The organism is Streptomyces blastmyceticus (assembly GCF_039521185.1).
Classification (GTDB): Bacteria; Actinomycetota; Actinomycetes; order Streptomycetales; family Streptomycetaceae; genus Streptomyces; species Streptomyces blastmyceticus.
The window spans coordinates 156,579-168,757 of record NZ_BAAABW010000015.1 but is presented as its reverse complement, the minus strand read 5'-3'; the positions used below and the strand labels follow the sequence as shown (position 1 = coordinate 168,757).

General features: G+C 72.4%; 14 protein-coding genes and 1 pseudogene. 8 read left to right on the top strand and 7 right to left on the bottom strand.

The window, feature by feature from the left end:
• Positions 1-9: 9 nt before the first annotated feature.
• Together ABD269_RS13445 and ABD269_RS13440 are read right to left on the bottom strand one after the other, a co-directional pair.
• A complete protein-coding gene (locus tag ABD269_RS13445; protein WP_301890133.1) occupies positions 10-189 on the bottom strand; it encodes a hypothetical protein in 180 nt (59 codons plus the stop codon).
• A gap of 156 nt (positions 190-345) precedes the next feature.
• Positions 346-711 carry a hypothetical protein gene (locus ABD269_RS13440; RefSeq protein ID WP_344118077.1) on the bottom strand — a complete coding sequence of 122 codons (366 nt, stop codon included), beginning with the start codon at positions 709-711 and terminating at the stop codon, positions 346-348.
• A 304-nt stretch (positions 712-1,015) separates the two neighbouring features.
• Between ABD269_RS13440 and ABD269_RS13435 the strand changes: the two genes are divergently transcribed.
• On the top strand, positions 1,016-2,038 hold the full coding sequence (locus tag ABD269_RS13435) for an alcohol dehydrogenase catalytic domain-containing protein (RefSeq protein WP_344118076.1): 1,023 nt from the start codon (positions 1,016-1,018) through the stop codon (positions 2,036-2,038).
• Positions 2,039-2,072: 34 nt separating this feature from the next.
• Here the strand turns inward: ABD269_RS13435 and ABD269_RS13430 are convergent, their stop codons facing one another.
• Positions 2,073-2,762, bottom strand: a complete 690-nt coding sequence (locus tag ABD269_RS13430; protein WP_344118075.1) for a DedA family protein — start codon at positions 2,760-2,762, stop codon at positions 2,073-2,075.
• Between the two features lie 334 nt (positions 2,763-3,096).
• On the opposite strand from ABD269_RS13430, the gene ABD269_RS13425 reads away from it, so the two are divergent.
• From ABD269_RS13425 to lepB, 5 genes are all read left to right on the top strand, one after another.
• A complete protein-coding gene (locus ABD269_RS13425; RefSeq protein WP_344118074.1) occupies positions 3,097-4,455 on the top strand; it encodes an MGDG synthase family glycosyltransferase in 1,359 nt (452 codons plus the stop codon).
• The gene (locus tag ABD269_RS13420; protein WP_344118073.1) at positions 4,452-5,204 is read left to right on the top strand and encodes a polysaccharide deacetylase family protein; all 753 of its coding nucleotides are present in this window, start codon (positions 4,452-4,454) and stop codon (positions 5,202-5,204) included. The genes ABD269_RS13425 and ABD269_RS13420 overlap by 4 nt, the downstream gene beginning before the upstream one ends.
• Before the next feature lie 98 nt (positions 5,205-5,302).
• Positions 5,303-5,686, top strand: a complete 384-nt coding sequence (locus ABD269_RS13415; protein WP_301890140.1) for a BlaI/MecI/CopY family transcriptional regulator — start codon at positions 5,303-5,305, stop codon at positions 5,684-5,686.
• A 3-nt stretch (positions 5,687-5,689) separates the two neighbouring features.
• Positions 5,690-6,601 carry a M56 family metallopeptidase gene (locus ABD269_RS13410; RefSeq protein WP_344118072.1) on the top strand — a complete coding sequence of 304 codons (912 nt, stop codon included), beginning with the start codon at positions 5,690-5,692 and terminating at the stop codon, positions 6,599-6,601.
• A 115-nt stretch (positions 6,602-6,716) separates the two neighbouring features.
• Positions 6,717-7,520: a signal peptidase I gene (lepB, locus tag ABD269_RS13405; RefSeq protein WP_344118071.1), complete on the top strand. Its 804-nt coding sequence runs from the start codon at positions 6,717-6,719 to the stop codon at positions 7,518-7,520.
• A 13-nt stretch (positions 7,521-7,533) separates the two neighbouring features.
• Here the strand turns inward: lepB and ABD269_RS13400 are convergent, their stop codons facing one another.
• The 3 genes from ABD269_RS13400 to ABD269_RS13390 all read right to left on the bottom strand — a co-directional run bounded on the left by ABD269_RS13400 (position 7,534) and on the right by ABD269_RS13390 (position 9,734).
• Positions 7,534-8,271: an ABC transporter permease gene (locus tag ABD269_RS13400; protein WP_301890143.1), complete on the bottom strand. Its 738-nt coding sequence runs from the start codon at positions 8,269-8,271 to the stop codon at positions 7,534-7,536.
• Positions 8,271-9,092, bottom strand: a complete 822-nt coding sequence (locus ABD269_RS13395) for an ABC transporter ATP-binding protein (RefSeq protein WP_344118070.1) — start codon at positions 9,090-9,092, stop codon at positions 8,271-8,273. The genes ABD269_RS13400 and ABD269_RS13395 overlap by 1 nt, the downstream gene beginning before the upstream one ends.
• 183 nt (positions 9,093-9,275) lie before the next feature.
• Positions 9,276-9,734, bottom strand: a complete 459-nt coding sequence (locus ABD269_RS13390) for an Lrp/AsnC family transcriptional regulator (RefSeq protein WP_344118069.1) — start codon at positions 9,732-9,734, stop codon at positions 9,276-9,278.
• A 153-nt stretch (positions 9,735-9,887) separates the two neighbouring features.
• Between ABD269_RS13390 and ABD269_RS13385 the strand changes: the two genes are divergently transcribed.
• A complete protein-coding gene (locus tag ABD269_RS13385; protein ID WP_425572890.1) occupies positions 9,888-10,745 on the top strand; it encodes an SMP-30/gluconolactonase/LRE family protein in 858 nt (285 codons plus the stop codon).
• Positions 10,746-10,785: 40 nt separating this feature from the next.
• On the opposite strand, the gene ABD269_RS13380 is transcribed toward ABD269_RS13385, so the two are convergent.
• On the bottom strand, positions 10,786-11,886 hold the full coding sequence (locus ABD269_RS13380; protein WP_344118066.1) for a calcium:cation antiporter: 1,101 nt from the start codon (positions 11,884-11,886) through the stop codon (positions 10,786-10,788).
• Positions 11,887-12,004: 118 nt separating this feature from the next.
• On the opposite strand from ABD269_RS13380, the pseudogene ABD269_RS13375 reads away from it, so the two are divergent.
• Positions 12,005-12,148 (top strand): annotated as a pseudogene (locus tag ABD269_RS13375) (HD domain-containing protein); the annotation flags it as partial.
• Between the last annotated feature and the right edge of the window lie 31 nt (positions 12,149-12,179).

Sequence of the window (12,179 nt, the reverse complement as noted above, 5' to 3'; positions counted from 1 at the left end):
TCAGGGCGCTCAGGTCATCGAGCGGTGCGGGCGGCGCGGCTGGGGTGCCGCGAGCCATTCGGTCAGCAGCTGCTCGTACACGCGGCGTTCGTTCCTGGTCAGGGCGTGGTCCTGCCGAGTCGCCAGGAAGTCGCGGATCTCGGTGTTGATCTCCTCACGAGATCGCTCGTGGGCCGGGGTGCAGAGCATGCTCCCCACACTATGAGCGGAATCGCAGCCCGGACCCGCGCCGAGGCCGAGTTTGCAGAACGCTCATGAAATGGTCATCAAGCCGGACAAGGCTCGTGAAGGGGCCCTGGACGCGCGATGCCCTCGCACGCGCAAGGGTGCGAGGGCACGGGCGGGCTACCGCCGGGGCCGCTCCGGCCGGTGGGGGGTGGGATCGGCCTTCGGTCGGTGGGCGGCATTGGCCTTCGGGCGGTGGGCGGGATCGGTTTTCGGGCGGTGGGTGGGTTCGGCCTTGGGCCGGTGGGTGGGTTCGGCCTTCGGCCGCTTGACCCAGCCCTTCTGCACCAGCTGGTCGCAGTGCCACTTGGCGTAGGAGGGGCTCTCCTTGTTGTCCTTCGCGGCCTTGATGCAGTCCGCGTACGGGAAGGGCGGTCCGAGCACGCGCGCCTGGGAGTGCGGTGCGGGGGCGGCCTGGGCCGTCCCCGCCAGTGCTCCCGTTCCGCAGATCACGGCCGCGGCCAGGGCGATGCTCAGTCGTCGCACGACACTCTCCTCGTCTCCGCTCCGGAGCGGAGTGCTCCGGACGCCTGCGAGCCTTCCCGCGGCCCGCCGAGGCCGGTCGCGGAACCGGGCTCGCCCTTGCCCAACGAGCCCGGTCGCCCGGAAGAAACGCCCCTTATGTTCGGTGAACGCATGGATTCGACCCCGGTGCGTGACGACCGCGGACCGCGACCGGTCCAACCTTCCGAGCGGCCACTCACCCGCCCCGCCCGGCGCGCGCGATCGGCCCGGAGCTGGTCTGCTGGTTCCTGGGGGCCGTCCGTACGCGCACGCCGGAGAGATCCAGATGAGCACCTATCGAGTCGCGCAGGTCGCTGCCGCCGGTGATCCGTTCGAGATCGTCGAGCGTGAGGTGCCGAGACCGGGCCCCGGTCATGTGCGGGTGGCCGTGGACGCCTGCGGGATCTGCCACAGCGACGCCCTCTTCGTCGACGCCATGGTGCCGGGCGTACGGTTTCCGCTCGTCCCCGGGCACGAGATCGCCGGGCACATCGAGGAGCTCGGCGAGGGGGTGCCGGGCCGCTGGCAGGTGGGCGACCGGGTGGCGGTGGGCTGGTTCGGCGGCCACTGTGGCCACTGCACGCCGTGCAGGCAGGGCGACTTCATCGTGTGCGAGAACCTGCGGGTACCCGGATGGGCGTACGACGGTGGATACGCCGAGTCGGTGATCGCGCCCGTGAACGCCCTTGCCCGGATCCCCGACGCGCTGGCGGCGGCCGACGCGGCGCCCATGGCCTGCGCGGGCGTGACCACGTACAACGGGCTGCGGCGCAGCTCCGCCCGGCCGGGCGACCGGGTCGCCGTGCTCGGCATCGGCGGCCTCGGCCACCTGGGGGTGCGGTACGCCGTCGCGATGGGCTTCGAGACCGTGGCCATCGCCCGCGGGGCCGGCAAGGCCGACTTCGCGAGGGAGCTCGGCGCGCACCACTACATCGACAGCACGGCGGACACCCCCGTCGCCGAGGCGCTCCAGGCCCTCGGCGGGGCCAAGGCCGTCCTGGCCACCGCCGCCAGCTCCGAGGCCATCACGTCGACCGTGGACGGGCTCTCGCCCCGCGGCGAGCTGATCGTCATCGGCGCCGACACCGAACCGCTCGGAATCAACCCGGCCCAGCTGCTCATGGCGGCCAGGGTCGTCCGCGGCCACCCCTCCGGCACCGCGCAGGACGTCGAGGACACCATGGAGTTCAGCGCGCGGCACGGGATCCGCCCGATGACCGAGACCGTGCCGCTGGAGCGGGCCGGCGAGGCGTACGACAAGATGCTCTCCGGCGCCGCCCGGTTCCGGATGGTCCTCACCGTCCGCTGAGGCCCTTGGGTGGGTGGAGGGCGCCAAAGCGCGATCAGCGGCGCCGGTGGCCGGAGCGGGATGCGTGGCCGTCCTGTTCTGCCGGGGCCGTGCCGTTCTTGCGGGCGGTGCGCCGGGCGCGCAGTACCTCGATCGCCACCGGGAGCACCGAGAGCGCGACGATGCCGATCAGGATGAGCTCGATGTGGGCCCCGACGAAGGCGACCTGCCCGAGGAAGTAGCCGAGCACGGTGACCCCGGCGCCCCACAGCGCGCCGCCGATGAGGTTGTAGAGCGCGAAGCTCTTGTAGTTCATGCGGCTCACGCCGGCCACGATCGGGGTGAAGGTGCGGACGATGGGCACGAACCGGGCCAGCACGATCGACCGCGGGCCGTAGGTCTCGAAGAACTCGTGGGCCTTCTCGACGTTCTCCTGTTTGAACAGGCGGGAGTCGGGGCGGCGGAAGAGCGCGGGGCCCGCCTTGCGGCCGAACAGATAGCCCGCCTGGTCCCCGAGGACGGCCGCCACCACCACGAGCAGGCACACCAGCCACAGCGGCTGGTGGATGTACTTGCCCCCGGCGACCAGCAGTCCGGTGGTGAACAGCAGCGAGTCGCCGGGCAGGAAGAAGCCGATCAGCAGCCCGGATTCGGCGAAGACGATCGCCAGGATGCCGACCAGGCCGAAGACCGAGATCAGGTGGTTCGGATCGAGCCACTGCGGCCCGAGGGCGAGGGTGGTCACGGTGGGTGCTCCTGTGGGCGGCGGGTTCTGCGGGGCGGATGGGCTGTTGGGCGACGGCTCCGGCTCCCGGGGGCCGGGGGGTCGGGTGACGGGAGCCGGAGCCGTCGGTCAAACTACTACACGTTGTAGAAACTCGATCGATTCCCTGTCGCCCGCGATCCCCGTCCGTGGTGAACGTGTTGCCATCGCCGTATTTCTACATCATGTAGTAGCTTCCTGGTGGCTCACCCTTCCGGCCACGGGCTTCGCCGGACGGGACCCCGTCACGCCCCGGCGCTCAGGCCGCAGGCGAAACACCCGTCGCGTTCTTTGTCCTTCAGGAGGCTGATCGGCTGTGCTCCACAGTGGCAACTCGGCGGACGGACGCGCGTGTCCGCCGCCCGGCGCGACGCGGTCCGGCGCCGCCGCGCAGCGGGTCGTCATCATCTCCGCGAGCGTGGGCGCGGGCCACGACGGCGCCGCGGCCGAGCTCGCCCGGCGCCTGGAGTCCGACGGATTCCAGGTGGACCGGCACGACTTCCTGGACCTGCTCCCGGCCCGGCTGGGAAGGCTGCTGTCCGCCGCCTACCACCGCCTGCTGACCTCGGCCCCCGCGAGCTACCAGCGGATCTACGCCACCACCGAACGCGCCGGGCGCCCCGGGCTCGTGGTGCGCGCTCTGTTCCGCTGTGCCGAGCGCCGCACCCTGCGGACGATCACCCCCGGCACCCGCGCGGTCGTCTCGACCTACCCCGGAGCCGGCCAGGTGCTCGGCGCGCTGCGCCTGCGCGGCCGGCTGACCGTGCCGGCGATCACGTACCTGACCGACTTCTCGGTCCACCCCCTGTGGGTCGCGCCCGGTGTCGACATCCACCTCGCCGCCCACCCGGTACCCGCCGCACAGGCCCACGCGCAGGGCGCGAAGGCCGTCACGGTGACCGGCCCGACGGTCGCCGCGCGCTTCACGCCCGCCACCGGGCCCCAGCGGCGCGCGGCGCGGGCCCGGTTCGGACTGCCCGAGCAATCCGCGCTGGCCCTCCTCGTCGCGGGATCATGGGGCGTGGGCCCCGTGGAGCAGGTGGCCGCGGAGATCCGGGGGAGCGGCGCCGCCGTGCCGGTGGTGGTGTGCGGACACAACCAGGCGCTGGCCCAGCGACTGCGCGAGGCCGGGGTCGAGCACGTGTACGGCTGGGTGGAGGACATGCCCGCCCTGATGTCCGCGGCCGATGTCCTGGTCCAGAACGCGGGCGGCCTCACCTCGCTGGAGGCGTTCGCCGCCGGTCTGCCCGTCGCCAGCTACCGCTGCATACCGGGCCACGGCCGGACCAACGCCGCCGCGCTCCAGGAAGCCGGTCTCGCCGCCTGGATACGCGAGCCCGCCGACCTCCGGCCCGTACTCACCGACCTGCTCCACGGGCCGCTCGGGCGCCAACAGCGCGCCCAGGGGCTGGAGTTGTTCCGGCAGGGCGACGGTCCGGCGCGGGCCGTCGCCGCGGCCGCGGGCCGCACCGCCGTCCTCCCCCGAGCCGCCGAGGTCCGCCGTCCGGTACGCACCACGGCCCGCCGTCCGCTCAGGCTCGGCATCCCCGCCATGGCCGCGGCCGTGGCCGCCACGGTCGCGTTCGGCATCGGCGCCCCGCTCGCCGAGGCGTACAGCGACTCCCCGGCACACTTCGCCGCACTCACCCGCCTCCTGGACGGAGACCGGCGATGATCCCCGCCGGGCCGGCCCGCACCGCCCTGCGCGCCGGTGCCGTGGCGCTGCCCGCACTCGCCGCCGCCCACGCCGCACCCGTCCTGTCCACCTTCGGGCCGCTGCGCAACCGCCTCCTGCCCCGCCTCGCGGGCCGGGGCCACCCCGGCCACGTCGCGCTCACCTTCGACGACGGCCCCGACCACCTGTCCACCCCGCACTTCCTGCGCCTGCTCGGCCGCCGCGGGATCCACGCGACCTTCTTCCTGCTCGGCTCCATGGCGGTCCGCTCGCCCGGCCTGGTGAAGGAGATGACCGCGGCCGGACACGAGATCGCCCTCCACGGCTGGGAACACCGCCCGCTGCTGCTGCGCGGCCCCCGCGCCACGCGCGACGACCTCGCCCGCACGCTCGACCTCGTGAGCGACATCACCGGGCAGGCGCCCACGCTGTTCCGGCCGCCGTACGGCGTCATGACGGGCGGTGCCCATCTGGCCTGCCGCCGCATGGGCCTGACCCCCGTCCTGTGGACCGCCTGGGGCGAGGACTGGCGGGCCCGCGCCACCCCCGCCACCGTCCACCGCACCGTGACGCGGGACCTGCGCGGCGGCGGAACCATCCTGCTGCACGACTCCGACTGCACGTCCGCCACCGGATCGTGGCGCAGCACTCTCGGCGCGCTCCCCCGGATCCTGGACACCTGCCGGGAACGGGGCCTGGCGGTCGGCCCGCTGCGCGAGCACGGCGTTCCCTCACGCGACGGGCGCTGACCGGTCCCCGCCATCTACACGACGTAGTAGTTTGAAGGCCGGTGGGACCACGGCCGTGCCGGTGCCGAGGACGGACCGGCGACGAAGGAGCGGGGAGCGTGAGCGAGCAGGAAAGCCCGACGGCGGGACGGCGGGCGCCGGGCGAGCTGGAGAGCGAAGTACTGGCGGCCCTGTGGGCGGCCGGTGCGCCGGTGGGCGCGGGCACGGTGCGCGAGCACGTGACCGGCGACCCGGCCTACACCACCGTGCTGACGATCCTGTCCCGGCTGCACGACAAGGGGCTCGTGACCCGCGAGCGCGCCGGGCGCGGCTACCGCTACGCCCCCGTGCGCGACGAGGCCGGGCATGCGGCGGCCGGGATGCGCGACCTGCTGGAGAACGGCGGGGACCGGGCCGCGGTGCTGGCCCGCTTCGTCTCCGAACTCCCCGAAGAGGACGAGAAGCTGCTGGAGCAGCTGCTGCGCGGACACACGGAGGGCTAGAACGTGTGGATCAGGTGGATCATTCTGTGCCTGCCGCTGCTGGTCAGTGCGGCCCTCGCGCTGACGGCACCGGCGGCGGGCCGCAGGCTGCCACCCCGCACCGCCGCCTGGATGCTCACCGTGGCCGCCGTCGTCGCCGCGGGCGCCTGGGTGACGGCCCTGGCCATGATCGGCCTCACCTTCGTCGGGCAGATACCGCAGGTGGCCGCCGAAGGACGCTGGTCACCGCAGTTGCTGGCCGCCGACACCCCCGTCGACTGGCCCGTGGCCGCCGCCTGCGCACTGGCCGTACCCGCCTGCGCGGTGGCCCTGACGGTGGCGGCCTGGCGCCGGGGACGGGCCATGGTCGACGCCTGGCGCGAATGCAGGGACCTGCCCACCGCTGGGGACCTGGCCGTCATCGACGACCCCGTCCCCACGGCCTTCGCCCTGCCCGGCGCCCCCGGCAGGATCGTGGTCTCCTCCGGCATGCTGCGGGCCCTCAGCGCCGATGAACGCAACGCGCTGCTGGCCCACGAACGCACCCACCTGCGCCACCGCCACCACCTGTTCCTGCTCGCCCTGCAGCTCGCCTCCGTGGTGAACCCGCTGCTGCGCCCCCTCGCCCGAGCGGGCGCGTTCGCCCTGGAACGCTGGGCCGACGAGCAGGCTGGCGCAGCCGTCGCCGACCGGCGCCTGGTGGCCCGTGCCGTCGCCCGCGCGGCGCTCGCCGCCAAACGGGTCCCGGCCGCCGCGATGGCCGCCGTCGGCGGCCCCGTGCCCCAGCGCGTCCAGGCGCTGCTCGCGCCGCCCACGCCCCTGCGCCGCAACCTCGCCTTCGCGTTCGCCGCGCTGATGGTGGTCTGCTGCGCCAGCCTGGCCCTGGCCGCCCACGACATCGACCGGCTCTTCGACGCCGCCAGGTCGCCGCGCTGACCACTGGGCCGGGCCGTTTCGTCGTTCCGGTGCATGATCCGTTGGGAACTCCTGTTCGTTCATGGACTGGGAGTGCTGATCGAGGCACTCGACACGACCATGGGAGGAGTCGGCGATGACCGACGAGAAGGAGAGCGCACCGGACGGGCGGGCCGGAGGCGGAGAAGCCGCGACGCTCGGGCGATCTCCGCAGGACGCCCCCGGCGCCGCCGACGGCACCGCGACGGCACCGACGGGGCGCCGATGGCGCAGACGCCGACGGGGCGAGGGTGCGAGGCGTCCGTTGTGGAAGGAGCTCCCGATCCTCATCGGATGCGCGCTGGTGCTCGCCCTGCTGGTCAAGACGTTCCTGGTGCAGGCGTTCTCGATCCCCTCCGGATCCATGGAGAACACCTTGCAGCCGGGTGACCGGGTTCTGGTGGACAAGCTGACCCCCTGGTTCGGCTCCGAGCCCGAGCGCGGCGAGGTCGTCGTCTTCCGTGACCCGGGCGGCTGGATGGACGGCACCCCGATCCATCGCCCGAACGCCGTGCAGAAGGCCCTCAGCTTCATCGGGCTGATGCCGTCCGGCGAGGAGCAGGACCTGATCAAACGGGTCATCGCCGTCGGCGGCGACACGGTGGAGTGCAACCGCGGCGAGCCGGTCAAGGTCAACGGCAAGGCGCTCGACGAGCCGTACATCTATCCCGGGTCCACCCCGTGCGACGACAGCGCGGTGGGAACGGTCAAGGTCCCCAAGGACCACCTGTGGGTGATGGGCGACCACCGCAACGACTCCCGGGACTCGCGCTTCCACGTCCAGGAACCGGGCGGCGGCTTCGTGCCCGTGAAGAACGTCATCGGCCGCGCCTTCACCGTGACCTGGCCGGTCTCCCGGTGGGCCACGCTGCCGGTGCCCGGCACCTTCCACAACCGGTGACCCGGCCCGCCGGTCAGGCCGTGCGGCGGCGGAGGGTGGCGGCTCCGAGCGCGAGGACGAGGAGGGCGCAGCCGCAGACGACGATGACGTCGCGGACGAAGTCGCCGGTGACGGAGGTGTGCCGGAGGACCTGGTTCATGCCGTCGACCGCGTAGGACATGGGCAGGACGTCGGAGACCGCTTTCAGGGCCGGCTGCATCGTGTCGCGCGGGGCGAAGAGCCCGCACAGCAGCAGCTGGGGCACGATCACGGCCGGCATGAACTGCACCGCCTGGAACTCGGAGGCGGCGAAGGCCGAGACGAAGAGGCCGAGGGCCGTGCCGAGCAGCGCGTCGAGCAGGGCGACCAGGAGCAGCAGCCAGGGGGACCCGGTGACGTCGAGGCCGAGCACCCACACCGAGAGGGCGGTGGCGAGCGCGGACTGCAGGACGGCGAGGAGACCGAAGGCGAGGGCGTAGCCGCCGATGAGGTCGCCCTTGCCCAGCGGCATGGCGAGCAGGCGCTCCAGCGTGCCGGAGGTGCGCTCGCGCAGGGTGGCGATCGAGGTCACCAGGAACATCGTGACCAGCGGGAAGATGCCGAGCAGTGAGGCGCCGGTCGCGTCGAAGGTCCTGGGGGTGGCGTCGAAGACGTACCGCAGCAGGGCGATCAGCACGCACGGGACGACGAGCATCAGCGCGATGGTGCGGGGGTCGTGCCGCAGTTGCCGCAGTACGCGGGTGGCGGTGGCGAGGGTGCGGGAGGCGTTCATCAGGCGGTTTCCTCACGGGAGTCGGACCGCGTGGCGGCATGGGCCCTGGCGTCGTCGACGAGGCGGAGGAAGGCGTCCTCGACGGTCGCGGAGCCCGTACGGGCCCGGAGCGCGTCCGGCGAGTCGTCGGCGAGGATCCGCCCCTCCCGCATGAGCAGCAGCCGCGAGCACCGCTCGGCCTCGTCCATGACGTGGGAGGAGACGAGGAGGGCCGCGCCGCGCTCCGCCGCGATGCGGCCGAAGAGGGCCCACAGGTCGCGGCGCAGGACGGGGTCCAGGCCGACGGTCGGCTCGTCGAGGACGAGGAGCTCGGGCGTGCCGAGCAGGGCGACCGCGAGGGAGACACGGCTGCGCTGCCCGCCGGAGAGGTTCCCGGCGAGGGCGTCGGCGTGGCCGGTGAGGTCCACGTCCTCGATGGCGCGGGTGACGTTGTCGCGGCGGTCCCGGGCGGCGGCGCGGCCGGGGAGAAGGACCGTGGCGAAGTACTCGAGATTCTGGCGGACCGTCAAGTCGTCGTAGACGGACGGGTCCTGTGTGACGTATCCGATCCGTGAGCGGAGCCCGGCGCTCCCCGCCGGTCGGCCGAGCACTTCGAGCGTGCCGGTCACCTTGGCCTGGGTGCCGACCACGGAGCGCATGAGGGTGGACTTGCCGCAGCCGGACGGCCCGAGGAGCCCGGTGATCCGGCCGCGGGGGATGTCGAAGTCGAGCCCGTCCAGCACGGTCCGGGAGCCGCGCACGACGCTCAGCCCCCGGGCCCGGACGGCCGGGACGGCGTCAGGGGGCACCTGGCTCCGTTCGGAGCCCTGGTTATTCGTCATATGTTGAATAATGCTCCTGCCGGCACGCCCGGGTCAAAGGAACCGGCGAAGAGCAGGCGCGGAACGCGGGTACGGGTCAGGGTTCCTGCCCTGCCGCCTCCGTGGCGAATCGCGGCACCACGGACGGGTGACGGGCCACTTCATCGGCGCCTGGAGGTACCCCGGATTCCGGAGGGGTCGCGGTCAGCTGCTGGGCCGGACCTGCAGCACGGGCCGTTCGAAGAAGGTCTCCAGGACGACGGTGGCCTGCGTACCGCTGACCCCGTCGATCGCGTACAGGCGCCGCAGCACGTCCTGGAGCTGCTCGGTCGTGGAGGTCCGGACCTTGACGAGAACGGATGCGGTGCCGGCGATGACGTGCGCCTCCAGGATCTCGGGCACGCCCGCGAACGCTTCGGCGGATTCGCCCATCCAGGTGACCGACTCGACCATGACGAAGGCCAGGACGCCGCATCCCACCGCCGCCGGATCGATGTCCACCTGCGTACGTCGGATCACCCCGCGTTCCCGCAGCTTGCGCACGCGCTCGTGGGCGGCGCCGGCCGAGAGCCCGACCGCTTTCCCGAGGGTGGCGTAGGAGCGGCCGGCGTCCTGCTGGAGCAGGGCGAGCAGTTCGAGATCGACATCGTCTACCTTCTTCATGGCTGAACCATATAGTGTTCGGCGAAGACGCCAATAGTCTGAATGTGGTTCAGTTCTGAGCACTCGGGGGGACGAATGTCCGGTCAGGTAGTGAACGGGTTGTACGAGATCCTGGACGAGCGGTTCCGTACGGGGCGGTGCGCCAACGGCGACATGCGCCTGGAGCGGCTGTACGGGGACTGCCGGTGGGCCGAGGGCCCGCTCTACCTTCCGGCGTGGCGGCAGGTCATCTGGAGCGACATCCCCAACGACCGGATGCTGCGCTGGGACGAGATGACCGGGACGGTCGGCGTCTTCCGTACGTCCGCCGGTCACAGCAACGGCAACACCCTCGACGGGCAGGGCCGGTTGATCACATGCGAGCAGGGCAACCGACGGGTGACCAGGACCGGGCACGACGGCAAGGTCACCGTCATCGCCGACCGCTTCGAGGGCAGGCGGCTCAACAGCCCGAACGATGCGGTCGTGCGCTCCGACGGTTCGATCTGGTTCTCCGACCCGGACTTCGGGATCACCAGTGACTACGAGGGACACCGTGCCGAGAGCGAGATCGGTGCTTGTCATGTCTACCGTGTGGACCCGGGTACGGGTGAAGTGCGTATCGCCGCGGACGGCTTCAGCGGTCCGAACGGCCTGGTGTTCTCGCCCGACGAGCGGCAGCTCTACGTCTCCGACACGCGGCTCAACCGGATTCGCGTCTTCGACGTGCGCGACGACGGCACCCTCTCCGACGGCGAGGTCTTCGCCGAATGCCGCCCGGGCGGCGGCGCCTTCGACAACATCCGCTTCGATGACGCGGGTCGCCTCTGGGTCGCGGCCTGCGACGACGGAGTCCATTGCTACGCCCCGGACGGCACCCTGATCGGACGGCTCGTCGTGCCCGAGACGGTCTCCAACATCGCCTTCGGCGGGCCCAAGAACAACCGTCTGTTCATCACGGCCACCACGTCCCTCTACTCGCTGGTGATGTCTGTGACGGGAGCTCCCCGCATCGCCACCGAGGGACGCTGACGCTCCGCGCCGACACCACCGTCGACCGGCCGGGCCCGGCTCACGGGCTGAGCGCGAGCACGATGTAAGCCGCCAGGAGGGAGAGGTGCACGCCGCCCTGGAGCGGGGTGGCGCGGCCCGGGATCACGGTCAGGGTGCCGACGGCGACGGTGAGGGCGAGCAGCACCATGTGGGTGGCGCCGAGGCCGAGGACGAGCGGGCCCTCCAGCCAGATCGTGGCCACCGCGACCGCGGGGATGGTCAGGCCGATGCTGGCCATGGCCGAGCCGAGGCCGAGGTTGAGGCTGGTCTGGACGCGGTCCCGGCGGGCGGCGCGTACGGCCGCGATCGTCTCGGGCAGGAGGACCAGCAGGGCGATGACGACGCCGACGACCGAGGCGGGCAGGCCGGCCGCGGCCACCCCGGACTCGATGGCCGGGGAGACGCCCTTGGCCAGGCCGACCACCGAGATCAGGGCGACGGCGAGCAGGCCGAGGCTGATCAGGGCGGTCCGGGTGGAGGGCGGATGGGCGTGGTCGTCGCCGTCGATGACCTCGCCGGCGGTGGTCACCGGGAGGAAGTAGTCGCGGTGGCGTATGGTCTGGGTCGCGACGAACAGCCCGTACAGGAGGAGCGCGGCGAGGGCTGCGAAGACCAGCTGGGCCGTGGAGAACCGCGGCCCCGGGGTACTGGTGGTGAACGTCGGCAGGGCCAGGCTCAGCCCTGCCAGCGTCGCCACCGTCGCGAAGGCCGCGCCGGTGCCCTCGGCGTTGAAGACCGCCACCCGGCGCCTGAGCGCGCCCACCAGCAGGGACAGGCCGACGATGCCATTGCAGGTGATCATGACGGCGGCGAAGACGGTGTCGCGGGCCAGTGTGCTGCTCTTCTCGCCGCCGTCGGCCATCAGCGTCACGATAAGGGCCACCTCGATGATGGTCACCGCGATGGCCAGGACCAGCGATCCGAACGGTTCGCCGACCCGGTGCGCGATCACCTCCGCGTGGTGCACGGCGGAGAGCACCGCACCGGCCAGACAGCAGCTCACCAGGGCCACCGCCCCGGCGGACAGCGACCGCCCCCAGGTCAGGGCCAGGACGAGGGCGGCCAGGGGCGGCACGATGACGGGCCAGTGCGCGGCGGACAGACGGAGGCGACTAGTCACGCCACAAGCTTCGCAGAACACCCATCAGTCAACATTTCGGATGCCCATGTGGCGGTGGGGTGGATGGCCGAACAGCCATGGCGCGGCGATCCTGCGACGCGGAGACTGGACCTGCCGCCGGAGGCGCACCCTGGAGGCCTTCGCCGACGGGGTCCGGCCCAAGCCGCAGACCACGTTCGGCAACGTCAAGGCCGATGTGCTCGCACACTACGAGCGCGGGGATTTCGTCCGCACCATCCTGGACTCCCCGTGGCCCGACTGACCTCGGCCGACCGGGTGGCCGTGCGAGGGGC

What these genes read in the sequence shown, in the direction of transcription:
- lepB (WP_344118071.1), top strand. Translation starts at nt 6,717, where the DNA reads ATGACCGACGAGAAGGAGAGCGCACCGGACGGGCGGGCCGGAGGCGGA.
- ABD269_RS13435 (WP_344118076.1), top strand. Translation starts at nt 1,016, where the DNA reads ATGAGCACCTATCGAGTCGCGCAGGTCGCTGCCGCCGGTGATCCGTTC.
- ABD269_RS13395 (WP_344118070.1), bottom strand. Translation starts at nt 9,092, where the DNA reads ATGACGAATAACCAGGGCTCCGAACGGAGCCAGGTGCCCCCTGACGCC.
- ABD269_RS13445 (WP_301890133.1), bottom strand. Translation starts at nt 189, where the DNA reads ATGCTCTGCACCCCGGCCCACGAGCGATCTCGTGAGGAGATCAACACC.
- ABD269_RS13420 (WP_344118073.1), top strand. Translation starts at nt 4,452, where the DNA reads ATGATCCCCGCCGGGCCGGCCCGCACCGCCCTGCGCGCCGGTGCCGTG.
- ABD269_RS13390 (WP_344118069.1), bottom strand. Translation starts at nt 9,734, where the DNA reads ATGAAGAAGGTAGACGATGTCGATCTCGAACTGCTCGCCCTGCTCCAG.
- ABD269_RS13385 (WP_425572890.1), top strand. Translation starts at nt 9,888, where the DNA reads ATGCGCCTGGAGCGGCTGTACGGGGACTGCCGGTGGGCCGAGGGCCCG.
- ABD269_RS13400 (WP_301890143.1), bottom strand. Translation starts at nt 8,271, where the DNA reads ATGAACGCCTCCCGCACCCTCGCCACCGCCACCCGCGTACTGCGGCAA.